The sequence below is a fragment of the Pseudomonas serbiensis genome, from assembly GCF_030580745.1.
GTDB lineage: Bacteria > Pseudomonadota > Gammaproteobacteria > Pseudomonadales > Pseudomonadaceae > Aquipseudomonas > Aquipseudomonas serbiensis.
In genome coordinates this window covers 77,791-100,938 of the sequence record NZ_JAUQOO010000009.1, presented here as the reverse complement: position 1 = coordinate 100,938, position 23,148 = coordinate 77,791, and the positions used below count along the sequence as shown (strand labels likewise).

The 23,148-nt window shown below is 57.8% G+C and carries 23 protein-coding genes; 18 read left to right on the top strand and 5 right to left on the bottom strand.

Annotated features, from left to right (window positions below; genetic code table 11):
* Window positions 1-128 precede the first annotated feature (128 nt).
* The 6 genes from tilS to ispD all read left to right on the top strand — a co-directional run bounded on the left by tilS (window position 129) and on the right by ispD (window position 6,833).
* The gene (tilS, locus tag Q6A51_RS13655; protein WP_304575009.1) at window positions 129-1,460 is read left to right on the top strand and encodes a tRNA lysidine(34) synthetase TilS; all 1,332 of its coding nucleotides are present in this window, start codon (window positions 129-131) and stop codon (window positions 1,458-1,460) included.
* Window positions 1,461-1,723: 263 nt separating this feature from the next.
* Window positions 1,724-3,355, top strand: coding sequence for a CTP synthase (locus Q6A51_RS13650; RefSeq protein WP_201017882.1), 1,632 nt, complete (start codon window positions 1,724-1,726; stop codon window positions 3,353-3,355).
* Between the two features lie 15 nt (window positions 3,356-3,370).
* Window positions 3,371-4,216 carry a 3-deoxy-8-phosphooctulonate synthase gene (gene kdsA / locus Q6A51_RS13645; protein WP_201003555.1) on the top strand — a complete coding sequence of 282 codons (846 nt, stop codon included), beginning with the start codon at window positions 3,371-3,373 and terminating at the stop codon, window positions 4,214-4,216.
* Between the two features lie 142 nt (window positions 4,217-4,358).
* A complete protein-coding gene (gene eno, locus Q6A51_RS13640) occupies window positions 4,359-5,648 on the top strand; it encodes a phosphopyruvate hydratase (protein ID WP_201003553.1) in 1,290 nt (429 codons plus the stop codon).
* A 188-nt stretch (window positions 5,649-5,836) separates the two neighbouring features.
* Window positions 5,837-6,115 (top strand): cell division protein FtsB, encoded by a 279-nt coding sequence (ftsB, locus tag Q6A51_RS13635; RefSeq protein ID WP_025258964.1) that lies wholly within the window; start codon window positions 5,837-5,839, stop codon window positions 6,113-6,115.
* 10 nt (window positions 6,116-6,125) lie between these two features.
* Window positions 6,126-6,833 (top strand): 2-C-methyl-D-erythritol 4-phosphate cytidylyltransferase, encoded by a 708-nt coding sequence (gene ispD, locus Q6A51_RS13630; RefSeq protein ID WP_201017881.1) that lies wholly within the window; start codon window positions 6,126-6,128, stop codon window positions 6,831-6,833.
* Here ispD and Q6A51_RS13625 read toward each other — a convergent pair.
* Window positions 6,830-7,726, bottom strand: a complete 897-nt coding sequence (locus Q6A51_RS13625; RefSeq protein ID WP_201003549.1) for a LysR substrate-binding domain-containing protein — start codon at window positions 7,724-7,726, stop codon at window positions 6,830-6,832. The two genes, ispD and Q6A51_RS13625, sit on opposite strands and share 4 nt — an antisense overlap.
* Before the next feature lie 105 nt (window positions 7,727-7,831).
* Between Q6A51_RS13625 and Q6A51_RS13620 the strand changes: the two genes are divergently transcribed.
* The 8 genes from Q6A51_RS13620 to rpoS all read left to right on the top strand — a co-directional run bounded on the left by Q6A51_RS13620 (window position 7,832) and on the right by rpoS (window position 15,117).
* Window positions 7,832-8,944 (top strand): S-(hydroxymethyl)glutathione dehydrogenase/class III alcohol dehydrogenase, encoded by a 1,113-nt coding sequence (locus Q6A51_RS13620; RefSeq protein WP_201017880.1) that lies wholly within the window; start codon window positions 7,832-7,834, stop codon window positions 8,942-8,944.
* Between the two features lie 97 nt (window positions 8,945-9,041).
* Window positions 9,042-9,887 (top strand): S-formylglutathione hydrolase, encoded by an 846-nt coding sequence (gene fghA / locus Q6A51_RS13615; RefSeq protein ID WP_201017879.1) that lies wholly within the window; start codon window positions 9,042-9,044, stop codon window positions 9,885-9,887.
* 88 nt (window positions 9,888-9,975) lie between these two features.
* Window positions 9,976-10,449 carry a 2-C-methyl-D-erythritol 2,4-cyclodiphosphate synthase gene (ispF, locus tag Q6A51_RS13610; protein ID WP_025258969.1) on the top strand — a complete coding sequence of 158 codons (474 nt, stop codon included), beginning with the start codon at window positions 9,976-9,978 and terminating at the stop codon, window positions 10,447-10,449.
* Window positions 10,446-11,504 (top strand): tRNA pseudouridine(13) synthase TruD, encoded by a 1,059-nt coding sequence (gene truD / locus Q6A51_RS13605; RefSeq protein ID WP_201017878.1) that lies wholly within the window; start codon window positions 10,446-10,448, stop codon window positions 11,502-11,504. The genes ispF and truD overlap by 4 nt, the downstream gene beginning before the upstream one ends.
* Window positions 11,492-12,241, top strand: coding sequence for a 5'/3'-nucleotidase SurE (gene surE / locus Q6A51_RS13600; protein ID WP_201017877.1), 750 nt, complete (start codon window positions 11,492-11,494; stop codon window positions 12,239-12,241). Before truD ends, surE begins: the two co-directional genes overlap by 13 nt.
* A gap of 41 nt (window positions 12,242-12,282) precedes the next feature.
* Entirely contained in the window at window positions 12,283-12,918 is a 636-nt protein-coding gene (locus Q6A51_RS13595; protein WP_176767549.1) for a protein-L-isoaspartate(D-aspartate) O-methyltransferase, read from the top strand.
* Between the two features lie 207 nt (window positions 12,919-13,125).
* Entirely contained in the window at window positions 13,126-14,004 is an 879-nt protein-coding gene (locus tag Q6A51_RS13590; protein ID WP_304575008.1) for a peptidoglycan DD-metalloendopeptidase family protein, read from the top strand.
* Between the two features lie 102 nt (window positions 14,005-14,106).
* On the top strand, window positions 14,107-15,117 hold the full coding sequence (gene rpoS, locus Q6A51_RS13585; protein WP_201003535.1) for an RNA polymerase sigma factor RpoS: 1,011 nt from the start codon (window positions 14,107-14,109) through the stop codon (window positions 15,115-15,117).
* A gap of 525 nt (window positions 15,118-15,642) precedes the next feature.
* Here rpoS and fdxA read toward each other — a convergent pair.
* On the bottom strand, window positions 15,643-15,966 hold the full coding sequence (fdxA, locus tag Q6A51_RS13580; RefSeq protein WP_012270863.1) for a ferredoxin FdxA: 324 nt from the start codon (window positions 15,964-15,966) through the stop codon (window positions 15,643-15,645).
* A 247-nt stretch (window positions 15,967-16,213) separates the two neighbouring features.
* A complete protein-coding gene (mutS, locus tag Q6A51_RS13575; protein ID WP_304575050.1) occupies window positions 16,214-18,781 on the bottom strand; it encodes a DNA mismatch repair protein MutS in 2,568 nt (855 codons plus the stop codon).
* 148 nt (window positions 18,782-18,929) lie between these two features.
* Here mutS and Q6A51_RS13570 point away from each other — a divergent pair, with 148 nt between their 5' ends.
* The 4 genes from Q6A51_RS13570 (at window position 18,930) to recX (ending at window position 21,390) form a co-directional block, all read left to right on the top strand.
* Window positions 18,930-19,181, top strand: coding sequence for a competence protein CinA (locus Q6A51_RS13570; RefSeq protein ID WP_304575007.1), 252 nt, complete (start codon window positions 18,930-18,932; stop codon window positions 19,179-19,181).
* A gap of 72 nt (window positions 19,182-19,253) precedes the next feature.
* Window positions 19,254-19,754, top strand: coding sequence for a CinA family protein (locus Q6A51_RS13565; protein ID WP_304575049.1), 501 nt, complete (start codon window positions 19,254-19,256; stop codon window positions 19,752-19,754).
* Window positions 19,755-19,848: 94 nt separating this feature from the next.
* On the top strand, window positions 19,849-20,913 hold the full coding sequence (gene recA / locus Q6A51_RS13560; RefSeq protein WP_201003531.1) for a recombinase RecA: 1,065 nt from the start codon (window positions 19,849-19,851) through the stop codon (window positions 20,911-20,913).
* A 9-nt stretch (window positions 20,914-20,922) separates the two neighbouring features.
* The gene (recX, locus tag Q6A51_RS13555) at window positions 20,923-21,390 is read left to right on the top strand and encodes a recombination regulator RecX (RefSeq protein WP_201017875.1); all 468 of its coding nucleotides are present in this window, start codon (window positions 20,923-20,925) and stop codon (window positions 21,388-21,390) included.
* Between the two features lie 20 nt (window positions 21,391-21,410).
* On the opposite strand, the gene Q6A51_RS13550 is transcribed toward recX, so the two are convergent.
* Both Q6A51_RS13550 and Q6A51_RS13545 read right to left on the bottom strand, forming a co-directional pair.
* On the bottom strand, window positions 21,411-22,487 hold the full coding sequence (locus Q6A51_RS13550) for an LOG family protein (RefSeq protein ID WP_304575006.1): 1,077 nt from the start codon (window positions 22,485-22,487) through the stop codon (window positions 21,411-21,413).
* A gap of 234 nt (window positions 22,488-22,721) precedes the next feature.
* The gene (locus Q6A51_RS13545) at window positions 22,722-23,141 is read right to left on the bottom strand and encodes a quorum-sensing-regulated virulence factor family protein (RefSeq protein WP_201017873.1); all 420 of its coding nucleotides are present in this window, start codon (window positions 23,139-23,141) and stop codon (window positions 22,722-22,724) included.
* Window positions 23,142-23,148 lie beyond the last annotated feature (7 nt).

Sequence of the window (23,148 nt, the reverse complement as noted above, 5' to 3'; positions counted from 1 at the left end):
GCGTTGCTTTCTTTGCGGATGAATCCGCTCCTGTTTCCCGCAGGAGCGAATTCATTCGCGAAAAGCGTCGTATCGGGAATGCTGCTCTTTCGCGGATAAATCCGCTCCTACAGGGCTGCGACCTTTCTGTGTACAAGCATGACGGTCACGATCTCCCCGCCAGACTGCTTCAAGTCCTGGCCCCCTGGCGTCACGCGCCTGTCTGGCATGTCGGTTTCTCCGGCGGTCTGGATTCCACTGTATTGCTGCATCTGCTGGCTGAACTCGCCACGCGCGCGAACTTGCCGCCACTTAATGCCATTCATGTTCACCACGGCCTGCAAGAGGCTGCCGATGTGTGGCCGGAGCATTGTCGGCAAGTGTGCCTGAAACTGGGCGTTCCCTTTCAGAGTGTGGCGGTGCAGGTGAAGCCTGGCGCAAGCATCGAGCAGGCGGCCCGTGAGGCACGCTATGCCGCTTTCATTGAGTTACTGGGCGAGGGCGATCTGTTGCTGACGGCGCAGCATCGTGACGATCAGGCCGAAACATTGATGTTTCGTCTGTTGCGAGGTGCCGGTGTTCGGGGGCTTGCCTGCATGCCGTTGCATCGGGCCGTCGGTAAAGGGCAGATGTTGCGGCCGCTGCTGTCGGTTTCCCGTGCCGAACTGGAAGGCTATGCGCAACAGCATGGCCTGAGCTGGGTTGAAGATCCGAGTAACGAGGATCAGCAACTCTCCCGAAATTTCCTGCGCAAGCAGGTCATGCCGTTGCTGGCTTCGCGCTGGCCGCAAGTGTCCACGAGTATGGCGCGTACCGCCGAGCATATGGGTGAGGCGGAGCAGTTGCTGGGAGAGCTGGCGGAGCAGGATCTGGCCAGTGCCCGGCCAACCACATCCTTTGCGTGGCTGGGTATGCCGGTATTGGCCCTGGGGCCTCTGGCCGATTTGTCCGTCGCCCGGCAGCGCAATGCGCTTCGCCACTGGCTTGCGCCGCTGACTCGTCTGCCGGATACCGATCACTGGGCTGGCTGGGAAACCTTGTGCAATGCGGCGGAAGGCGCACGACCCTCATGGCGACTGGCCGACGGTGAGTTGCATCGGGCCGAAGGGCATATCTGGTGGCTGTCGGGGAGCTGGTTGCAATCTCCTGAGGCGATGCCGCTCTGGTTTGATGCATCCGGTTCATTGAGTCTGCCCGGTAACGGTCACGTCAGTATCGAAGGCGACAGCCCCCTTGGTCCTCTGCAGATCCGCTATCGCCAGGGCGGTGAAATCATGCAGCTACAAGGCCGTGGCCATCGCGATCTCAAGCGCTTGCTCAATGAACGTGGCGTGCCGCTGTTCGTGCGCGGCAGATTGCCGCTGCTCTATCGTAATGATCAATTGTTGGCCGTCGCCAACCTGCCGGGGCTGGACGGCGCGTCCCATGGAAACTGGCGATTGCACTGGATTGCACCGACGAGCGACCAATGTTTGAGCTGAAAGGCCCTTTCAGGTAGACTACGCTCCCTTCTTGATACAGCTTCTGTTGGCTCTTTTGAACCAACGCAAGTTGCCGGTTACCAACCAGTGTTTACTGGGCGATTCTTAAAATGTGGCGCCAATGGACAAGCTTCTGGCATGTCGGTTCAAACGCAGCAGTTTCGGGAGTGCACCGTGAATTTTGTCGGTAATCGGGGGCTTCGGCCTTCCTTCGCTTTCCCCGGCGGCTCTGACCGCTTTAACGCAGACTTCTAGGGTTTTTCATGACGCGCTACATCTTCGTCACGGGCGGTGTTGTTTCTTCATTGGGGAAAGGCATTGCCTCGGCTTCATTGGCGGCCATCCTGGAGGCGAGGGGACTTAAGGTCACCATGCTCAAGCTGGACCCCTACATCAACGTGGACCCAGGGACCATGAGTCCTTTCCAGCACGGTGAAGTGTTCGTTACCCACGACGGCGCCGAAACCGACCTGGACCTTGGCCACTATGAGCGGTTCATCCGCACTACCATGACCCAGAACAACAACTTCACCACTGGCCGTGTGTACGAACACGTCCTGCGCAAAGAGCGCCGTGGTGATTATCTGGGCGCGACCATTCAGGTCATTCCGCACATCACCGACGAAATCAAGCGCCGTATCATCAAGGGCGCCGGTGATGCCGACGTCGCGCTGGTCGAGATCGGCGGCACCGTGGGTGACATCGAATCGCAACCTTTCCTGGAAGCCATCCGCCAGTTGCGCGTCGAGATCGGTGCCAAGCGCGCCATGTTGATGCACCTGACGCTGGTTCCCTACATCGCCACTGCCGGCGAAACCAAGACCAAGCCGACCCAGCACTCGGTCAAGGAACTGCGCTCCATCGGCCTGCAGCCTGACGTGCTGATCTGCCGCTCCGACCATCACGTCGATGTGTCCTCGCGTCGCAAGATCGCGCTGTTCACCAACGTTGAAGAGCGTGCGGTCATTTCCCTGGAAGACGCCGACACCATCTACAAGATCCCGGGCATGCTGCACGCCCAGGGCCTGGACGATTTCGTCGTCGAGCGTTTCGGCCTGCAATGCAACGGTGCCGACCTGTCCGAATGGGACAAGGTGGTCGATGCCAAGCTCAACCCGGAGCACGAAGTCACCATCGCGATGGTCGGCAAGTACATGGAACTGCTCGACGCCTACAAGTCGTTGATCGAAGCCATGAGCCACGCCGGTATCACCAACCGCACCAAGGTCAACCTGCGTTACATCGACTCCGAAGACATCGAGAACCAGGGCACCAGCCTGCTCGAAGGCGTGGACGCGATTCTGGTTCCTGGCGGTTTCGGTCTGCGTGGTGTCGAAGGCAAGATCACTGCCGTGCAGTTCGCTCGCGAGAACAAGGTTCCTTACCTGGGTATCTGCCTGGGCATGCAAGTGGCCGTCATCGAGTTCGCCCGTAACGTGCTGGGCTGGAAAGACGCCAACTCCACCGAGTTCGACCGCACCAGCGCTCACGCTGTCGTCGGTCTGATTACCGAATGGGAAGATGCTACCGGTGCTGTGGAAACCCGTACCGAAACTTCCGACCTGGGCGGCACCATGCGTCTGGGCGCGCAGGAATGCCAGCTTGAAGCCGGCTCCCTGGTTCACGATTGCTATGCCAAAGACGTCATCGTCGAGCGCCATCGCCATCGTTATGAAGTGAACAACAAGCTGCTGCCGCAATTGATCGAAGCCGGCCTGAGAATTTCCGGCCGCTCCGGTGACGGCGCGCTGGTCGAAGTGGTTGAAGCACCGGATCATCCATGGTTCGTGGCTTGCCAGTTCCACCCGGAGTTCACTTCGACGCCTCGCGACGGCCATCCGCTGTTCAGTGGCTTCGTCAAGGCCGCACTGGCTCAACATCAGAAGAACGCCTGACAGGGATATCAGAACATGGCTCAGAAAATCATCCGCGTAGGCTCCATCGAGATTGCCAACGACAAGCCAATGGTCTTGTTTGGCGGCATGAACGTGCTTGAGTCACGGGACATGGCCATGCAGGTCTGTGAGGAATATGTACGGGTTACCGAAAAGCTCGGTATCCCTTACGTGTTCAAGGCCAGCTTCGACAAGGCCAACCGCTCTTCGGTAACGTCCTACCGTGGGCCGGGCCTGGAAGCGGGCATGCGGATCTTCGAAGAGATCAAGAAGACCTTCAATGTTCCGCTGATCACTGACGTGCATGAGCCTGAGCAGGCGGCAGTGGTTGCCGAAGTCTGCGACATCATCCAGTTGCCGGCCTTCCTGTCGCGCCAGACCGATCTGGTCGTCGCGATGGCCAGGACCGGTGCAGTGATCAATATCAAGAAAGCCCAGTTCCTTGCGCCTCAGGAAATGAAACATATCCTGACCAAGTGCGAAGAGGCCGGTAACGATCAGTTGATCCTGTGCGAGCGTGGTTCCAGCTTCGGTTACAACAACCTGGTCGTGGACATGCTCGGTTTCGGCATCATGAAACAGTTCGACTACCCTGTGTTCTTCGACGTGACCCACTCCCTGCAGATGCCGGGTGGTCGCGCCGATTCCGCCGGTGGCCGTCGTGCCCAGGTTCTGGAGCTGGCCAAGGCCGGCATCAGCCAGAATCTGGCCGGGCTGTTCCTTGAAGCGCATCCCGATCCTGACAACGCCAAGTGCGATGGCCCCTGTGCCTTGCGCCTGGACAAGCTGGAGCCGTTTCTGGCTCAGCTCAAGGCTCTGGATGAACTGGTCAAAAGTTTTCCGACAGTCGAGACCGCTTGAGTCCGGATCTCCGGTAAAGTGCCGTTCCCCCGTCCATGTGTCGGGGGTTGTCTCATTCAGGCCTGCCTCGTTTCTTGCCTGACAGCGGTAATCGTTTTTTCCCAGCTGCGTCGTTTTCGTCAATCTTGGAGTGTTTACAACAATGGCAAAAATCGTCGACATCAAAGGTCGTGAAGTTCTCGACTCCCGTGGCAATCCCACCGTGGAAGCAGATGTGCTCCTCGATAACGGCATCATCGGCACCGCCTGTGCGCCGTCGGGTGCTTCAACCGGCTCGCGCGAGGCGCTTGAGCTGCGTGATGGCGACAAGAGCCGTTACCTGGGCAAGGGCGTTCTCAAGGCCGTAGCCAACATCAATGGTCCGATCCGCGAACTGCTGCTGGGCAAGGACCCGGTTGACCAGAAGGCACTGGATCAGGCGATGATCGCGCTGGACGGTACCGAGAACAAGGCAAGCCTGGGCGCCAACGCCATCCTCGCTGTTTCCCTGGCTGCCGCCAAGGCCGCTGCGCAGGATCAGGATCTGCCGCTCTACGCTCACATCGCCAACCTCAACGGCACACCGGGCGTCTACTCGATGCCGGTTCCGATGATGAACATCATCAACGGTGGCGAGCACGCCGATAACAACATCGACATCCAGGAGTTCATGGTTCAGCCGGTTGGCGCCAAGACCTTCTCCGACGCGCTGCGCATGGGCACCGAGATCTTCCACCACCTCAAGGCTGTTCTGAAGGCCCGTGGCCTGAACACTGCAGTCGGCGACGAGGGTGGTTTCGCACCTAACCTGGCTTCCAACGAAGACGCCCTGGGCGCCATCTCCGAAGCTGTGGCCAATGCCGGTTACAAACTGGGCACCGACGTGACCCTGGCGCTGGACTGTGCAGCGAGCGAGTTCTACGAAGACGGCAAATACAACCTGTCGGGCGAAGGTCACTCCTTCGACGCAGCCGGTTTTGCAGACTACCTGGCTGGCCTGGCCAACCGTTACCCGATCATCTCCATCGAAGACGGTCTGGACGAGTCCGACTGGGCTGGCTGGAAAATCCTGACCGACAAGATCGGCGACAAGGTTCAACTGGTCGGTGACGACCTGTTCGTGACCAACACCAAGATCCTGAAAGAAGGCATCGACAAGAAGATCGCCAACTCGATCCTGATCAAGTTCAACCAGATCGGCACCCTGACCGAAACCCTGGAAGCCATCCAGATGGCCAAGGCTGCCGGTTACACTGCCGTGATCTCGCACCGTTCCGGCGAAACCGAAGATTCGACCATTGCCGATCTGGCCGTCGGTACTTCGGCTGGTCAGATCAAGACCGGCTCGCTGTGCCGCTCCGACCGCGTTTCCAAGTACAACCAGTTGCTGCGTATCGAAGAGCAACTGGGCAGCAAGGCCGTTTACCGTGGTCGTGCAGAGTTTCGCGGCTGAGTCGTAGATGGTAAAAGACAGCGGGTGCTGTAGAAAAAGCCGGCCATGCCGACATATTTGCAGCCCTGATGCGGACGCTCCGCTGTAATCAGGAGTGATTGAGCCTGGCTTATGTCAGGCTCAATGCCCTCAGTCGATTGTTCATATTGTTGGCTCTGCAGTCTTTTTTACTGGGTACCTGATATTTCATGCGCAGTCCTAACTGGTTGTTCCTCATCCTGATCCTGCTGCTAGGTGGTCTTCAGTATCGCCTGTGGGTGGGTAATGGAAGTCTGGCGCAAGTGGCCAGCCTGACCGAGCAAATTGCAGAGCAGCATGCCGAAAACGAAGTTCTGCTTGAACGAAACCGCGTTCTGGATGCTGAGGTCATGGAACTGAAAAAGGGCCTTGAAACCGTTGAAGAACGTGCCCGCCATGAGCTTGGCATGGTCAAGGATGGCGAAACCCTCTATCAGTTGGCGCAATGACGTTGGTGCAATGAAAGATTCTCTTCCTGCCTTCTGGGCAGTGATTCCTGCGGCGGGCGTTGGTGCTCGCATGGCAGCAGACCGTCCCAAGCAATACCTGCAACTGGGCGGCCTCACTATTCTTGAACACAGCCTGCTTTGTTTCCTCGATCACCCACGCCTCAAGGGCATGGTGATCAGCCTGGCTGTGGACGATCCATACTGGCCAACCTTGCCGTGTGCGCTGGATTCCCGTATCCAGCGGGTGGATGGCGGCAAGGAACGGTCGGACTCGGTACTCAATGCCTTGTTGCACCTGCATGCCCAGGGAGCCAGCGATGACGACTGGGTACTGGTCCACGATGCAGCGCGCCCGAACCTTGCGCGCAGCGATCTGGACAACCTGCTGGGCGAACTGGCGGACGATCCGGTGGGTGGCCTGCTGGCGGTGCCGGCTCGCGATACCCTCAAGCGTGCGGATGAGCATGGTCGTGTCGCGCAAACCGTTGATCGTAGCCTGATCTGGCAGGCCTACACGCCACAGATGTTTCGGCTGGGTGCCTTGCATCGGGCGCTGGCCGACAGCAAGGTGTCGAATGTCAGCATTACCGATGAAGCTTCGGCCATCGAGTGGGCAGGACAGTCGCCGCGTCTGATCGAAGGGCGGTCCGATAACATCAAGGTTACGCGCCCCGAAGACCTTGAATGGTTGCGTCAGCGCAGGCCCATGGGCAATTAGGCGTTGTATTCCTCACGCATCGCCAACCCTTCCTTCAAATAATCGACCAGCTTGCGCACCTTGGGTGACAGGTGGCGCTGCTGCGGGTAAAGCGCCCAGACGGCGGTGTTGGGTGGTTGATGCGCTTCCAGCAGGGAAATCAGGCTGCCGCTTTTAAGATGTTCCTGCACGTAGTAATCCGGAAGCTGACACAGGCCGACGCCATGCAGCGCTGCGTTCAGCACGGCCTGCCCGCTATTGCAGCGCCAGTTTCCCTGAATGCGTTGCGAAAACTCTCTCCCGTTCTGCTGTAGCAGCCAGGTGTCGCTGCTGCCAATCAGGCAGTTATGGCGGCTCAATTCCGACAGGCTATGAGGCCGACCGTAACGTTCCAGATAAGACGGCGACGCGCACAGGTACATGCGCCGTGGCGCAAGCCGCACGGCGACAAGTCGCGAGTCCTGTAGTCGGCCCAGGCGAATGGCCAGATCCATCCCTTCGTGAACCAGGTCCAGGGTGTCATTGCTCAGCTCGATATCGACACGCAGTTGCGGATACAGGTCCATGAAGCGTGTGACCAGCGGTGTGATGAAGCGCTCGCCGTAGGCCACGGCGCACGTCATGCGTAACAGGCCTTTCGGCTCGCTGGTCAGATCGCCCACGGCGCGCAGTGCTTCTTCACGCCCATCCTGCAGGCGCTGGCAATGATGCAGAAATGTCTGACCGGCCTCGGTCAAGGCTACACGTCTTGTGCTGCGGTACAGCAAACGGGTTTGCAGGCGTTCTTCAAGACGCACGATCTGGCGACTGATGTGCGAGGAGGAGACGCCAAGGCGTTGGGCTGCCGCAGTGAACTGCCCGCATTCCGCTACCGCGACAAATTCATCCAGACCTTCCCAGCGATTCGTGTACATCGATTATCCCTGTGCAGCAATAATGTTTTGCTTTTGTCTGGATTATTAACTGAACGGCACTGTACTACACTCCAGACCTTGTTTTTATCTCGCTGGAGAAGATCGATGATCAAGTCGCGTGCTGCTGTTGCCTTTGAAGCCAAGAAGCCATTGGAAATCGTTGAAGTCGATGTCGCCATGCCCAAGGCGGGAGAAGTGCTGCTGCGTGTCGTGGCTTCCGGCGTTTGCCACACCGATGCCTACACGCTCTCCGGTGCTGACCCGGAAGGCATCTTCCCGGCGATTCTGGGCCATGAAGGCGGCGCCATTGTCGAAGCCATCGGTGAAGGTGTGACGTCGGTTGCCGTGGGTGATCATGTGATCCCGCTGTACACCCCGGAATGCCGCCAGTGCAAATTCTGTCTGTCGGGTAAAACCAACCTCTGCCAGTCGATCCGTGCGACTCAAGGCAAAGGCCTGATGCCGGATGGTACTGCACGCTTTTCCTACAAAGGTCAGCCGATTTTCCACTACATGGGCACATCGACCTTTTCCGAATACACAGTCCTGCCGGAAATCTCGGTAGCCAAAATCCAGAAAGAAGCACCGCTGGAAAAAGTCTGCCTGCTGGGTTGCGGCGTCACCACCGGGATCGGTGCGGTACTCAATACCGCGAAGGTAAAACCGGGTGACACCGTAGCGATCTTCGGCCTGGGCGGCATTGGCCTTTCGGCGGTTATCGGTGCGGTCAAGGCCAAGGCTGCGCGCATCATTGCCATCGACATCAACCCGGCCAAGTTCGAAATCGCCAAACAGCTGGGTGCAACCGATTGCGTCAATCCGAAAGACTTCGATCGTCCGATCCAGGAAGTGATCGTCGACATGACCGATGGCGGTGTGGACTTCTCCTTCGAGTGCATCGGCAATGTGCAACTGATGCGTGCAGCCCTGGAATGCTGCCACAAGGGCTGGGGGGAGTCGGTCATCATCGGCGTGGCCGGTGCCGGCCAGGAAATCTCCACCCGTCCATTCCAGCTGGTGACCGGCCGCGTCTGGCGCGGTTCGGCATTTGGTGGCGTACGTGGTCGTACCGAGTTGCCAAGCTACGTCGACATGTCGCAAACCGGCGAAATCCCGCTGGACACCTTCATCACCCACACCATGGGTCTGGAAGACATCAACAAGGCATTCGACCTGATGCACGAAGGCAAAAGCATTCGTTCTGTCATTCATTTTTGAGGGGCAGCTTCAAGCTGAAAGCTAAAAGCTGCAAGTGAGCGTACGGCCTCTTCTTGCAGCTTAAAGCTTGAAACTTGAAGCTCAGGAGCGTGCGACTATGACTCTGGAAAATATTTCCTGCCAGAAAAGCTTCGGCGGCTGGCTCAAGCGTTACAAGCATCACTCTGCGGTGCTGGGTTGCGACATGGTGTTTGCGGTTTACCTGCCGCCACAGGCGGAGCAGGGCGGCAAGTTACCTGTGCTGTACTGGTTGTCCGGCCTGACCTGCAACGACGAAAACTTCATGCAGAAAGCGGCGGCCCAAAGGGTTGCCGCCGAACTGGGGTTGATCCTGGTTGCACCTGATACCAGCCCGCGTGGCGCGGATGTACCCGATGATCCCGATGGCGCCTGGGACTTTGGGCTGGGGGCCGGGTTTTACCTGAATGCCACCGCGCAACCCTGGGCCAAGCACTATCGGATGCACGACTACGTGGTCGATGAGCTGCCGGCTCTGGTCGAGGAGCATTTTCCTGCTTCTCAGGCCCGTGGGATCAGCGGCCATTCCATGGGCGGTCACGGGGCTCTGGTCTGTGCCTTGCGCAATCCGGGGCGCTACCGGTCGGTTTCGGCGTTTTCGCCGATCAGCAATCCGATCGATTGCCCTTGGGGGCAGAAGGCCTTTTCCCACTATCTGGGAGAGGACCGTTCACGCTGGCGTGAGTGGGATGCCACGGTGCTGATTGCCGAGGCGACTGAAAAACTGCCGATCCTGGTGGATCAGGGCGACCGGGATGATTTCCTGGTCAATCAACTCAAGCCCGAAGCCCTGGTTCAGGCCGCCAGGACTGCGCAGCATCCGCTGACCTTGAGGATGCAGCCTGGCTATGATCACAGCTACTTTTTCATTGCCAGTTTCATTGAAGATCACTTGCGCCACCATGCAGCGGCCCTGAGCGAATGACTGTCCGCTTTTCGGACATTTCTGACAGGCCCTAACTTGCGCCAAAGCAGGTAGAATCACGCCCTGACTTTTTTCAGGGCGTTTTTCTATGCGTATTGGCCATGGCTATGATGTGCACCGTTTCGCTGAGGGCGATTTCATTACCTTGGGCGGCGTGCGGATTGCACACGGTTTCGGCCTCCTGGCTCACTCCGATGGCGACGTTCTGCTGCATGCGCTGAGCGACGCCTTGCTGGGAGCTGCTGCACTGGGCGATATCGGCAAGCACTTTCCAGACACTGATCCGCAATTCAAGGGGGCGGACAGCCGTGTACTGCTGCGCCATGTGCTCAAGCAGGTTCAAGGCAAAGGCTGGAAGGTCGGCAATGTCGACGCCACCATTGTGGCCCAGGCGCCGAAGATGGCTCCGCACATCGATGCCATGCGGGCTCTGATTGCCGCAGATCTTCAGGTTGAGCTGGATCAGGTGAACGTAAAAGCCACGACTACTGAAAAACTCGGCTTTGTCGGCCGTGAAGAAGGCATCGCGGTGCATGCCGTCGCGCTGTTGCTGCGCGCATGACTGAACTGGAGCTTCTGGGCCAGCGGGCCTATGGTGAGGCGCTGGGCAGCGCTGTTCTCAAGGCAACGGCTGAAGACTTCCAGGTCGATGAAGTGCTCGATATTCCGCTGTCCGGGGATGGCGAGCATCTGTGGCTGTGGGTCGAGAAACGCGGTCTCAACACCGAGGAAGCGGCCCGTCGTCTGGCTCGTGCCGCTGGCGTGCCGTTGCGCACCGTCAGCTATGCCGGCCTGAAGGATCGTCAGGCCCTCACGCGGCAGTGGTTCAGCCTGCAATTGCCGGGCAAGGCCGATCCCGATCTTTCGGCGGCGCAGGACGATACGCTGCAAATCCTCAAGAGCAGCCGCCACAAGCGCAAGTTGCAGCGCGGCGCCCATGCGGCCAATGGCTTCACCTTGCGTCTGACCCAATTGAATGCCGATCATGACGCGCTGAATCAGCGTCTGGAGTCCATCGCCCGCAAGGGAGTCCCCAATTATTTCGGTGCCCAGCGCTTTGGCTACCAAGGTGGCAATCTGGGTGAGGCTCGCGCTTACGCCGAGCGCAAGGCCTTGCCGGAGCAGCGCAATGTCCGTTCGCGGCTGTTATCGACGGCCCGCAGCTATCTGTTCAACCGCGTGCTGGCTGCACGTGTAGCCGATGGCAGTTGGGAGCGTGCTCAGCCAGGCGATCTGCTGGCCTTTACCGATAGCCGCAGTTTTTTCCCGGCCGGTGTTGCCGAATGCAGTGATCCCAGGCTCGATATTCTGGACCTGCATCCGACCGGTCCGCAGTGGGGTGAAGGGGCTTCTCCGGCGTCCGGCGCGACCGCTGAACTGGAAAACCGCATTGCCGCCGAGCAGTCGGTGCTGTGCGAATGGCTGATAAAGGCCGCAATGGAGCACGAACGTCGCATACTGCGGCTGCCCATTGGCCGTTTGACGTGGCATTATCCCGAGCCTGACATTTTGCAACTGGAATTCGTCCTTCCGCCCGGATGCTTTGCCACTGTATTGGTGCGCGAACTCGTTGATCTGGTGCCGGTTGGGCAGACGGACAGCCCATGCGTATTCTGATTTCAAACGATGATGGGGTAACTGCACCCGGTCTCGCGGCGCTGTATGCGGCGCTGGCGGATTATGCCGACTGTGCGGTTATCGCTCCCGATCAAGATAAAAGCGGCGCCAGCAGCTCGTTGACGCTCGACCGGCCGTTGCACCCGCATACGCTGCCCAATGGCTTCATCGGCCTCAATGGCACGCCGACCGACTGCGTGCATCTGGGGCTCAATGGCCTTCTGGAGTACGAGCCGGACATGGTGGTCTCGGGCATCAACCTGGGCGCCAATCTCGGGGACGATGTGCTGTATTCCGGCACGGTTGCTGCCGCGCTCGAAGGGCGGTTTCTACAGCGGCCTTCGTTTGCCTTTTCGTTTCTGTCGCGTCAGCCGGACAACCTCGCGACCGCGGCGCATTATGCGCGCCTGCTGGTTGAGGCCCACGAGCAACTGGACCTGCCGCCGCGCACAGTGCTGAACGTCAATATCCCGAATCTGCCGCTTGATCATATTCGCGGGATTCAACTGACCCGCCTGGGCCATCGCGCCCGCGCCGCTGCGCCGGTGAAAATCGTCGATCCCCGTGGTCGCGCCGGTTACTGGATCGCTGCTGCTGGCGATGCGGAGGACGGTGGTGCCGGTACGGATTTTCATGCGGTCATGCAGGGTTATGTATCGATTACCCCGTTGCAACTGGATCGAACTTATCAGGACGGTTTCAGTAGCCTGAACACCTGGCTGGAGGGGCTGATCTGATGTCACGCGAGCAAGATGATCTGTTACGTCGCGGCATCGGCATGACCTCGCAGCGTACTCGCGAGCGACTGATACAGCGCCTGTACGAAGAAGGCCTGTCCAATACCCGTGTGCTGGACGTCATTCGCAAGACGCCCCGGCATCTGTTCGTCGATGAAGCCCTCGCGCACCGTGCCTACGAAGACACGGCCTTGCCGATCGGCCATAACCAGACCATTTCCCAGCCTTATATGGTCGCTCGCATGAGTGAACTGCTGCTGGCGGCTGGTCCGCTGGACAAGGTGCTGGAGATCGGCACCGGGTCGGGTTATCAGACGGCTGTGCTGGCCCAGCTTGTGGAGCGCGTATTCTCGGTAGAGCGCATCAAGGTGCTGCAGGACCGTGCCAAGGAGCGTCTGGTCGAGTTGAACCTGCGCAACGTGGTCTTTCGCTGGGGCGATGGCTGGGAAGGCTGGCCTGCGCTGGCGCCTTACAACGGGATCATCGTGACAGCCGTGGCGACTGATGTACCGCAAGCGTTGCTCGATCAACTGGCTCCCGGCGGAAGGCTGGTCATCCCGGTCGGTTCCGGAGAAGTGCAGCAACTGATGTTGATCGTTCGTGAAGAAAATGGATTTTCCCGGCATGTGCTGGGTGCCGTGCGATTTGTGCCATTGCTCAACGGGCCTCTGGCCTGACATGTAAATGGAGCTTCAAGTGAATTCTGACCGCACTCATCGGTCTACTCACCCTGCTGATCAGGGCGATATGTGGCAGCATGGCATCATTTCGCATACATGATTCATGCATGATGAGGGCTTTGCACAGTTAATCACTGGCTGCCCGCCGTTCTTGCGGCACAATAGGCATCTTTCGAATTCAGTCACCAGTAAAGGGAGTGGCGGGTGAGTCACACAGTCATTCGGCAGCTAAAGTTTTCAGCAAGTTATCAGCGTCTGGTGATTGGCATTGCACTCAGTGTCCTCTTGGTCGGCTGCGCCAGTTCTCCTTCGGGCGGTGTTCGTGTCGTTGATCGCAACGGTAACGTAACGTCACAACGTCCTGCGGTCACGACCGGACAATATGTCGTGCGACGTGGCGATACCCTGTTTTCCATTGCATTTCGTTACGGCTGGGACTGGAAAGCACTGGCTTCGCGCAACCAGATCCCAGAGCCCTACACGATTAAACCCGGTCAGACGATTCGCTTTGACGGGCGTTCAAATTCAACATCCGACTCTGTGGCTTCCGCTCCAGTCGTAGTACAACCGGCCCCGGCTACCGCCACTACATCCACCCGTACAAGCGCCTCCGGCTCGGTCAAGACCACTCTCATTTCCAGGCCGGTCGCAGTTACACCTGTGGTAATACCTCCCGCTGGCGATACTTCTGCGGGCGCTGCCGGGAAGTCCCCTACAGGTTGGGCATGGCCTGCAAGTGGCACTTTGATAGGAAAATTTTCCTCAAACGGCAGTTTGAATAAAGGAATTGATATCGCAGGTGATTTGGGACAGCCTGTTTTGGCAGCGTCTGATGGATCAGTTGTATACGCCGGAAGTGGATTGCGGGGCTACGGCGAATTGATAATCATCAAACACAGCGATACCTACGTCAGCGCCTACGGTCACAACCGCAGGCTCTTGGTTCGGGAGGGGCAACAAGTCAAGGCGGGGCAGACAATTGCCGAGATGGGGTCAACAGGAACTGACAGGGTGAAGCTGCATTTTGAGATTCGCCGACAAGGAAAGCCTGTAGATCCGCTGCAGTTTTTGCCACGTCGCTGATAGTTGTCAGCCTGTTCCTGACGCAGAGGGAATGGGCTCAAACGTTGCCATGGATATAGGCGACGCTGAGCTTGAGGTCGAACTCACCAAAGGACTATAACAATGGCTCTTAGCAGCGAAGCGCCGGAGTTTGACATCGATGATGAAGTGCTCCTCATGGAAACCGGCATTGTCCTGGAGGACAACTCGAACGAGAGGCAGCCGTCTACTGCCGCCTCGGATCGAACCAAGGCCAAGCACAACTCATCGCTCAAACAACATAAATATATTGATTACACTCGGGCGCTCGATGCCACCCAGTTGTATCTCAATGAAATAGGGTTTTCTCCCCTGTTGTCCCCGGAAGAGGAGGTCCACTTTGCGAGATTGTCGCAACGTGGGGATCCGGCTGGACGCAAGCGCATGATTGAAAGCAATCTGCGGCTGGTGGTTAAAATCGCCAGGCGCTATGTCAATCGTGGGTTGTCATTGCTTGATTTGATCGAAGAAGGCAACCTGGGCTTGATCCGGGCTGTCGAAAAGTTCGATCCGGAACGCGGTTTCCGTTTCTCGACCTACGCGACATGGTGGATTCGTCAGACCATTGAGCGTGCCATCATGAATCAGACCCGGACCATCCGGTTGCCGATTCATGTCGTCAAGGAACTGAATGTCTATCTGCGTGCCGCTCGTGAGTTGACGCAGAAGCTTGATCACGAACCTTCTCCTGAAGAGATTGCAAATCTGCTGGAAAAACCCGTCTGCGAGGTCAAGCGCATGCTTGGGCTCAACGAGCGTGTTTCTTCGGTTGATGTCTCTCTGGGGCCTGATTCGGACAAGACGCTGCTCGATACCCTGACGGATGATCGTCCTACAGACCCTTGCGAGCTTCTGCAGGATGATGATCTTTCCCAGAGTATCGACCAATGGCTGTCCGAGCTGACCGACAAGCAGCGTGAAGTGGTGATACGCCGCTTCGGTTTACGCGGGCATGAAAGCAGTACGCTTGAGGACGTAGGGCTTGAAATTGGCCTTACCCGTGAGCGTGTTCGCCAGATTCAGGTCGAAGGTCTGAAACGTCTCCGTGAAATCCTCGAAAAGAATGGTCTTTCGAGCGAGTCCCTCTTCCAATAAGCATCCCCCCTGCGTGCGAAAGGCCGATGTAAACATCAAATGTTTACATCGGCCTTTTACATGATCACCATCTTATAAAGTCGGCTGCGCATGTCTGAAATTCCTGACAGACTTTTTTGGCGGTGATATGTGCGCGATACGTAAGCCTTTGCTTACCCGTTTCGTAAGCTATCAGGGGCTTATTGGGCGGGATAAAAGATTTTTCTGCACTGCAATTTTTTAACTGAATGAATTGAAAGGCATTTTATTTTTTAAACAGCAAGGTAAGAAATTTTCTGGCGTATTTTCAGGTGTTGCCCACGGCCTGAAAATCACTAATATCGGAACTGTGCCAACGGACAGGCACAGGCAGTCAAGGAGGACCGTCAAGGACATCGCAAGAAGCGATTCATCAGGATGATGAAAAGGATTACAGGGACTAGGGAAAAAATGTGGGCGGGTCATACCGCCCCTTTTTTTTGCCTGTAAAACCTGTTTTGCGCTCACAAAAAAAGCCCCGAAGGGCCTTTCTGGCAATCCTGGAACTCAGCGTTCCAGATCTGCGATCTTGCCTGTCTTGCCGTCCCATTCTTCTGCGTCGGGCAGGGCATCTTTTCTTTCTGTGATGTTGGGCCACACTTCTGCGAGTTCGGCGTTGAGCTCGATGAAGTTTTCCATGCCAGCAGGAATCTCATCTTCGGAGAAGATGGCTTGAGCAGGGCATTCAGGCTCACAAAGCGCGCAATCGATGCACTCATCCGGGTGAATCACCAGGAAGTTCGGGCCTTCGTAAAAGCAGTCCACCGGACAGACTTCTACGCAGTCGGTGTACTTGCACTTGATGCAGTTGTCGGTGACGACGAAGGTCATTTCTAATTCTCTCCTCAGGCGGCTGCGGCATTGCCCTTCCAGATAGGGATTGCCAGGTTCGGGGCGTTTCCCGGCCTTATGAAAACACGTGCATGGAGTGAGCGGCCTTGAGGCAGATGGACTGCATTGCCTGCCGCTCGACCCTTGGTTCGCTGCGTTTTCACGCGGCTCGATAGCTGCCCAACCAGGCTAAAAGCTGGGAGCATCCCAAACCGCGCGGGATTCTAACAGCTTGTAACGCTTCGCGTCAGACCCGAGTTTGCAATGAATACAGCAACTCTAGTGCCTGACGAGGTGTAAGGTCGTCGACTTTTACCTTCGACAGCTCTTCCAGTACCGGATGGGGCAGGCTTGCAAACATGTCGCTTTGCATGGGCGCTGCCGGTTTTCCGGGTTTTGGTCGGGGTTGCTCATGGGGCAGGCTGGTGGTTTCCAGTCGTAGCAAATGTTCCTTGGCGCGCGTGATCACTTTGGCTGGAACCCCCGCCAGTTGTGCCACTGCCAGGCCATAGCTCTGGCTTGCCGGCCCGGGAAGAACCCGGTGCAGGAAGACAATCCGTTCGTTGTGCTCGGTCGCGTTCAGGTGCACGTTGCTCACCAGCGGCTCGCTCTCGGGCAGCACCGTCAGTTCGAAATAGTGGGTGGCGAACAAGGTGTAGGCGCGTAACTGGGCGAGACATTCTGCCGCAGCCCAGGCCAGCGAAAGACCGTCGAATGTGCTGGTACCGCGTCCGACTTCGTCCATCAGCACCAGGCTGCGGTCGGTTGCGTTATGCAGGATGTTTGCGGTTTCGCTCATTTCCACCATGAATGTCGAGCGTCCGCCCGCCAGATCATCGCTGGAGCCGATACGGGTGAAGATCCTGTCGACCAGAGACAGTTCGCAACTGGCGGCCGGAACAAAGCTGCCAATGTGAGCGAGCAATACGATCAATGCGGTCTGGCGCATGTAGGTCGATTTACCGCCCATGTTCGGGCCGGTAATCACCAGCATGCGGGTGTTTTCATCCAGAGACAGGTCGTTGGCCACGAACGGTGTGGACAATACTTGCTCGACCACCGGATGACGGCCCTGATCGATGCGCATGCACGGTTCGCTTGAGAAGCGCGGGCAATTGAGATCCAGATTCAGTGCGCGTTCGGCCAGGTTGCTCAAGACGTCCAGCTCGGCCAGAGCCGCAGCGGTGTCCTGCAGCGGTGCCAGATGACCGATCAGGTCTTCCAGCAAGGCCTCGTAGAGCATTTTTTCTCGTGCCAGGGCGCGGCTCTTGGCTGACAGCGCCTTGTCCTCGAACTCTTTCAGTTCGGGCGTAATGAAGCGCTCTGCGCCTTTGAGGGTCTGGCGACGGATATAGTCGGCTGGCGCCTGCTCGGCCTGCTTGCTGGGCAGCTCGATGAAGTAGCCGTGTACGCGGTTATAGCCGACTTTCAGGTTGGCAAGGCCGGTACGGGCCTTTTCCCGTGCCTCCAGGTCGATAAGGAACTGGCCGGCGTTCTCGCTCAGCGACTGCAACTCGTCCAGCTCGGCATCGTAGCCGGTCTTCAGCACGCCGCCGTCGCGAATCACGGCGGGCGGGTTATCGATGATCGCCCGTTGCAGCAGGTCTGCAAGTTCCGGGTAGGTGCTTGTGGTCCGGGCCAACTGTTGCAGATGCGGTGCTTCCAGGCTGGTCATTGCCTGTTGCAGCTCCGGCAGCGCGCCCAGAGCGTCACGCAGGCGTGCAAGGTCCCGCGGACGGGCGTTGCGCAGGCCGATACGCGCCAGGATGCGCTCGATGTCACCGATTTCCTTGAGCTGCGGTTGCAGGCTCTCGAAGCGGTAGCTTTCCAGGAAGCAGCCGATCGAAGTCTGTCGGGCCTGGAGAACTGTCAGGTCGCGCAGTGGGCGATTGAGCCAGCGGGTCAGCAAGCGCGTGCCCATGGCTGTCTGGCAGCGGTCCATGACCGATTGCAGCGTGTTGTCGCGTCCGCCAGCCAGGTTCGTGTCCAGCTCAAGGTTGCGGCGGCTGGCGGCATCCAGCACCACGGTGTCGTCCAGGCGCTCGTGGCGCAGGCTGCGCAAGTGCGGCAATGCGGTGCGCTGGGTTTCCTTGGCATAGCTCAGCAGACAGCCTGCGGCACCAATGGCCAGTGTCAGGTTTTCGCAGCCAAAGCCTTTGAGATCCTGAGTCGCGAATTGCTGGCACAGGCTTTTATGCGCTGAATCGCGCTCGAAATCCCAAGGCGCACGACGACGCGAGCCGCGGCGCTTTTCTGCCGGAAGGCCCTGAGGCCAGTCGTCGGGAATCAGCAGCTCGACAGGGTTGATACGTTCCAGCTCTGCCAGCAGGTTTTCCCAGCCCTTGATTTCAAGCACGCTGAAGTTGCCGCTGGTGATATCCAGGACCGCCAGACCAAACAGACGCTCGTCACCCAGGACCGCCGCGAGCAGGTTGTCCCGGCGCTCGTCAAGGAAGGCTTCGTCACTGATGGTGCCCGGTGTGATGATACGCACGACCTGACGCTCTACCGGCCCTTTGCTGGTCGCCGGGTCGCCGATCTGTTCGCAGATCACCACCGATTCGCCCAGTTTTACCAGCTTGGCCAGATACCCTTCGGCTGCATGGTACGGAATGCCGCACATGGGGATACTTTGACCGGCCGACTGGCCACGCGCAGTCAGGGTGATATCCAGCAGCCTGGCGGCTTTTTTGGCGTCTTCGTAGAAGATTTCATAGAAGTCGCCCATGCGATAGAACATCAGCTGATCGGGATGCTGGTTCTTCAGCTTCCAGTACTGCTGCATCATGGGGGTGTGCGAAGAGAGATCGGAAATTGCTTTATTCATCAGTAGGTTAGGCAAGTTCGTTGGAAGGGTGGGGCAAATTTCAGGGTGTGACATGTAACCCCTCTCGTGCCGAGGGCTGTCTGCCGTGTTTTTGCGATGGGCGCAAGGTTACCACGCACACCCTCATAGCGCAGGCATGGCCGACACTTCCTGTTTCGTCACCGAAGGTTTCCAGACGACCCGTGATGTGGATCGGCTGTATAGACTTTCATCGTTGTCGCCCAATGACGGGCGGCACCTTATAAAAAAGGATTTTTATATGGCGAACAAACGAGCACGGGATTCTGGTAGCGGGCGCTTCATTCCTGTCGAAGAGGCCAGGCGCCGCCCGAAAGAAACAACCGTTGAGACGATCCGCAAACCCTGTCCGAAGAAAAAAGAGTCATAGTTGCCCCATGAGCGAGCGGCTGCTCAGGTGGCCGCTTTGGCTCGCTCCGTTCGGTTGTTACAGGAAAAGATCGTGGATGAAATTACCCGGCTTGCCGAATCGCTCGGCAAGCATCTAAAAGCCATCAATGCTCAGGTCACTACCGCAGAGTCCTGTACGGGCGGCGGGATTGCCGAAGCCATTACCCGCATTGGTGGCAGCTCTGCCTGGTTCGAAGCAGGCTATGTGACCTATTCCAATACTCAGAAAACCCGGCAGCTCGATGTGCCTGCCGAGCTGTTTGTGACACACGGAGCAGTCAGCCAGCCCGTCGTGGAAGCCATGGTGCGTGGTGCGCAGGAGAAAAGTGGCGCTCGTTTCGCCGTTGCCGTCAGTGGCGTGGCAGGGCCTGGCGGTGGTTCGGTTGAAAAGCCGGTCGGCACGGTATGGCTGTCCTGGGGCATGGGAGAGACGCTTGTCGCTCAGCGTCGACAGTTCGACGGCGACCGCGATGAAGTGCGCCGACAAACGGTTAAGGCCGCGCTAGAGGGGCTGATACAGCTTGCTGTTGGAGAAATGCCAAAACAGGGGTAGGCGAGCGCTCATCGCTGTGGAATAATACTGTCTACTTATACAGGTGTTCTGATCGCTCAGGCCCTAAATTGAATTTGATTACGTGAGGACTTCAATGGACGACAACAAGAAGAAAGCCTTGGCTGCGGCCTTGGGTCAGATCGAGCGTCAATTCGGTAAAGGTGCCGTAATGCGCATGGGTGACCATGATCGTCAGGCTATTCCTTCTATTTCTACCGGTTCGCTGGGTCTGGATATCGCACTGGGTATCGGCGGCTTGCCTAAAGGCCGGATCGTTGAAATCTACGGTCCCGAGTCTTCGGGTAAAACCACGCTGACCCTTTCGGTCATCGCTCAAGCCCAGAAAGCAGGCGCAACCTGTGCGTTCGTCGATGCCGAGCACGCACTGGACCCTGAATACGCCGGCAAGCTGGGCGTCAATGTCGACGACCTGCTGGTTTCGCAGCCGGACACCGGTGAGCAGGCCCTGGAAATCACCGACATGCTGGTGCGCTCCAATGCCGTCGACGTCATCGTCGTCGACTCCGTTGCCGCATTGGTACCCAAGGCCGAAATCGAAGGCGAAATGGGTGACATGCACGTTGGTCTGCAAGCACGTCTGATGTCTCAGGCGCTGCGCAAGATCACCGGTAACATCAAGAACGCCAACTGTCTGGTCATCTTCATCAACCAGATCCGTATGAAAATCGGCGTGATGTTCGGCAGCCCTGAAACCACCACCGGTGGTAACGCTCTGAAGTTCTACGCCTCGGTACGTCTGGATATTCGCCGCACCGGCGCCGTGAAAGAAGGCGATGAAGTGGTGGGTAGTGAAACCCGCGTCAAGATCGTGAAGAACAAGGTGGCTCCGCCGTTCCGTCAGGCAGAGTTCCAGATTCTTTACGGCAAGGGCATCTACCTCAACGGTGAGATCATCGACCTGGCTGTGTTGCATGGCTTTGTCGAGAAGTCCGGCGCGTGGTACAGCTACCAAGGCAGCAAGATCGGTCAGGGTAAAGCCAACTCGGCGAAGTTCCTGGCGGATAACCCGGAAATCGGCGCTGCACTTGAGAAGCAGATCCGCGACAAACTTCTGACTCCAGGTGTCGACACCAAGGCTGTTGGCTCCCGTGAATCGGCCGATGCCGATGACATGGCTGAAATCGACGCAGATATCTGATCAAGCCTCATGCCTGTTGTGCTCGATACCACTGTCGCCGTACGACGAACCGCAATGGACCTGCTCGCGCGACGCGAGCATGGTCGAGTCGAGCTGACGCGCAAGCTGCGTCAGCGCGGCGCTTCTCCCGAGCATATCGAGTCCGCCCTTGACCGTCTGGTCGAGGAAGGGCTGCTCTCTGAATCCCGCTATCTTGAAAGCTTCGTTTCCTCCAGGGCACGTTCGGGCTATGGCCCTTTGCGTATTCGTGAAGAGCTGGGGCAGCGTGGCTTGCAGCGAGGCGATATTGAAGAAGCGCTCAGGGAGTGCGGTGTCGACTGGCAAGCCCGTCTGTACGAAACCTGGCAGCGCAAATTTGCCGGCAGGTTGCCTGCCGATGCACGCGAGCGCGCCCAGCAAGGCCGTTTCCTGAGCTATCGCGGGTATCCGCTGGATATGATCGGCCGCTTGTTGAGCGGCCGTGGCGAGGATGATTAGCCAGGTATCCAGTGCGGATATCAGGCTTTCCTGACAAGGTTCTCTGGCAGGTTGATGTAGTCGATCAACTCGCGAAGCCGGCCTTGATTACGCCCTGTAAATGAAAATGCAAGGCGTGTCAGGTCACTGAATTGCGCTTCGTCGTGTTCTTCTCCCTGATAAGTGTGCTGATGGAAGTCTTCGCTGCTGCAGATATCGGCAAAGGCTTTCTGGATGTGCGCCAGTGCCTGCTCGTTGAGCGGGTGATGCATGCGAATCACGAACTTGTTCTTCAGCCAGCGGCTGGAGTGAAAGTTACTGTAGAACCTGTTGATTTCTTCGACAGCCTCGTCGGTGCTGTAAACCAGCCGCATCAGTTTCATATCGGCTGGCAGAATGTAGTGGTTGGCCTCCAACTGGTTCTTGATGAAGTCCAGTGCGCTCTGCCAGAAGTTTCCGCCCGGCGTATCCAGCAGCACGATAGGCACCAGCGGGCTTTTGCCGGTCTGGATCAGTGTCAGTACTTCCAGGGCTTCGTCCAGTGTTCCGAAGCCTCCAGGGCATAGCACCAGAGCATTGGCCTCCTTGACGAAGAACAGCTTGCGGGTAAAGAAGAAGTGGAATGGCAGGAGGTTTTCAGTCCCTTCCACGGTCGCATTGGCATGCTGCTCGAAGGGAAGGGTGATATTGAAGCCCAGGCTGTTGTTACGACCGGCCCCTTCGTGTGCAGCAGCCATGATGCCGCCACCTGCACCGGTGATGACCATCATGTCGGAGCGAGCCAGTTTTCCCCCAAGATCCCTGGCCTGCGCATAAAGAGGGTGTTCCACTGGCGTACGGGCCGAGCCGAACACCGTCACTTTACGGCGTCCCTTGAAACGCTCCAGCACCCGGAATGCTCTGTCCAGCTCGCGCAGTGTTTGCAGCGTTATCTTGGCGTCCCAGCGGTTACGGCCATCTTCGGCCATGCGCAGGACGGTCAGGATCATGTCTCGGTACAAAGGCAGGTTGGGGCTGTCAGGAGCGACCTGATTGATGTGCTCCTCGATCTTGCTGGTGATATCCAGGCCATTGCTCTGAAAATGTTGCGATAGAACATCGTTAGGTACATACGGCATTCAAGATTTCTCCTCCTGCAGAATGGCTTGATCCGGGCGAGACTCCCGTCAGGATCACAAAACATCGTACTTTGCCGATGATAGAAGCTTTCTTCAGGTTATATGATGGCCCGAAAATGTCTCGCTTTCCTCTAAAAGGCTATCGATTATCTATCTGCTCAAGGGCTGGGAGGAGGGATACAAAGAGGAGCGCGCCGCCTGAGTGACGGCGCGTGGTGAAGCGAGGGATGCTGCTTATTTGCCAGATTTCTTTACTGCGCAGTCCGAGGCCTGGAAGGTCTGGCTGATGATCGGGCGGTTGGTCTTGTACTCGGTGAACTGGTATTTGAGTACGGCACCCTTGGTCATCAGTTGGCGGTAGCCGTTGTTGTGGCAAACGCTGTTACCCAACTGGCTGCGTACGGCGTCCGGGTTGGCGCGCATTTGCCGGGCCTGACCTTCGCGCACGCTCAGGTGGTTGATCAGCTCCTTGCCGTTGACGGTGTAGCCCTGGTCCAGAATGTCTTCGTTGATTGCCCTTGGCGTTCCGATACTGCTTTCCTTGGCTACTTTTTCCAGCATGCTGCTGAGCTCGAATTCCTGCTTTGACGCTGCCTGCGCGCACAACGGGGCGACGAGTAAAAGCGTAAGGGTTGGGGCGATGAGGCGCAGCATCAAACTC

Excerpts from the sequence above, each read along its gene's own strand:
- Q6A51_RS13650 (WP_201017882.1), top strand. The coding sequence starts at position 1,724 with ATGACGCGCTACATCTTCGTCACGGGCGGTGTTGTTTCTTCATTGGGG.
- kdsA (WP_201003555.1), top strand. The coding sequence starts at position 3,371 with ATGGCTCAGAAAATCATCCGCGTAGGCTCCATCGAGATTGCCAACGAC.
- eno (WP_201003553.1), top strand. The coding sequence starts at position 4,359 with ATGGCAAAAATCGTCGACATCAAAGGTCGTGAAGTTCTCGACTCCCGT.
- ftsB (WP_025258964.1), top strand. The coding sequence starts at position 5,837 with ATGCGCAGTCCTAACTGGTTGTTCCTCATCCTGATCCTGCTGCTAGGT.
- ispD (WP_201017881.1), top strand. The coding sequence starts at position 6,126 with ATGAAAGATTCTCTTCCTGCCTTCTGGGCAGTGATTCCTGCGGCGGGC.
- Q6A51_RS13625 (WP_201003549.1), bottom strand. The coding sequence starts at position 7,726 with ATGTACACGAATCGCTGGGAAGGTCTGGATGAATTTGTCGCGGTAGCG.
- Q6A51_RS13620 (WP_201017880.1), top strand. The coding sequence starts at position 7,832 with ATGATCAAGTCGCGTGCTGCTGTTGCCTTTGAAGCCAAGAAGCCATTG.
- fghA (WP_201017879.1), top strand. The coding sequence starts at position 9,042 with ATGACTCTGGAAAATATTTCCTGCCAGAAAAGCTTCGGCGGCTGGCTC.
- ispF (WP_025258969.1), top strand. The coding sequence starts at position 9,976 with ATGCGTATTGGCCATGGCTATGATGTGCACCGTTTCGCTGAGGGCGAT.
- truD (WP_201017878.1), top strand. The coding sequence starts at position 10,446 with ATGACTGAACTGGAGCTTCTGGGCCAGCGGGCCTATGGTGAGGCGCTG.
- surE (WP_201017877.1), top strand. The coding sequence starts at position 11,492 with ATGCGTATTCTGATTTCAAACGATGATGGGGTAACTGCACCCGGTCTC.
- Q6A51_RS13595 (WP_176767549.1), top strand. The coding sequence starts at position 12,283 with ATGACCTCGCAGCGTACTCGCGAGCGACTGATACAGCGCCTGTACGAA.
- rpoS (WP_201003535.1), top strand. The coding sequence starts at position 14,107 with ATGGCTCTTAGCAGCGAAGCGCCGGAGTTTGACATCGATGATGAAGTG.
- fdxA (WP_012270863.1), bottom strand. The coding sequence starts at position 15,966 with ATGACCTTCGTCGTCACCGACAACTGCATCAAGTGCAAGTACACCGAC.
- Q6A51_RS13570 (WP_304575007.1), top strand. The coding sequence starts at position 18,930 with ATGGCCGACACTTCCTGTTTCGTCACCGAAGGTTTCCAGACGACCCGT.
- recA (WP_201003531.1), top strand. The coding sequence starts at position 19,849 with ATGGACGACAACAAGAAGAAAGCCTTGGCTGCGGCCTTGGGTCAGATC.
- recX (WP_201017875.1), top strand. The coding sequence starts at position 20,923 with ATGCCTGTTGTGCTCGATACCACTGTCGCCGTACGACGAACCGCAATG.
- Q6A51_RS13550 (WP_304575006.1), bottom strand. The coding sequence starts at position 22,487 with ATGCCGTATGTACCTAACGATGTTCTATCGCAACATTTTCAGAGCAAT.
- Q6A51_RS13545 (WP_201017873.1), bottom strand. The coding sequence starts at position 23,141 with ATGCTGCGCCTCATCGCCCCAACCCTTACGCTTTTACTCGTCGCCCCG.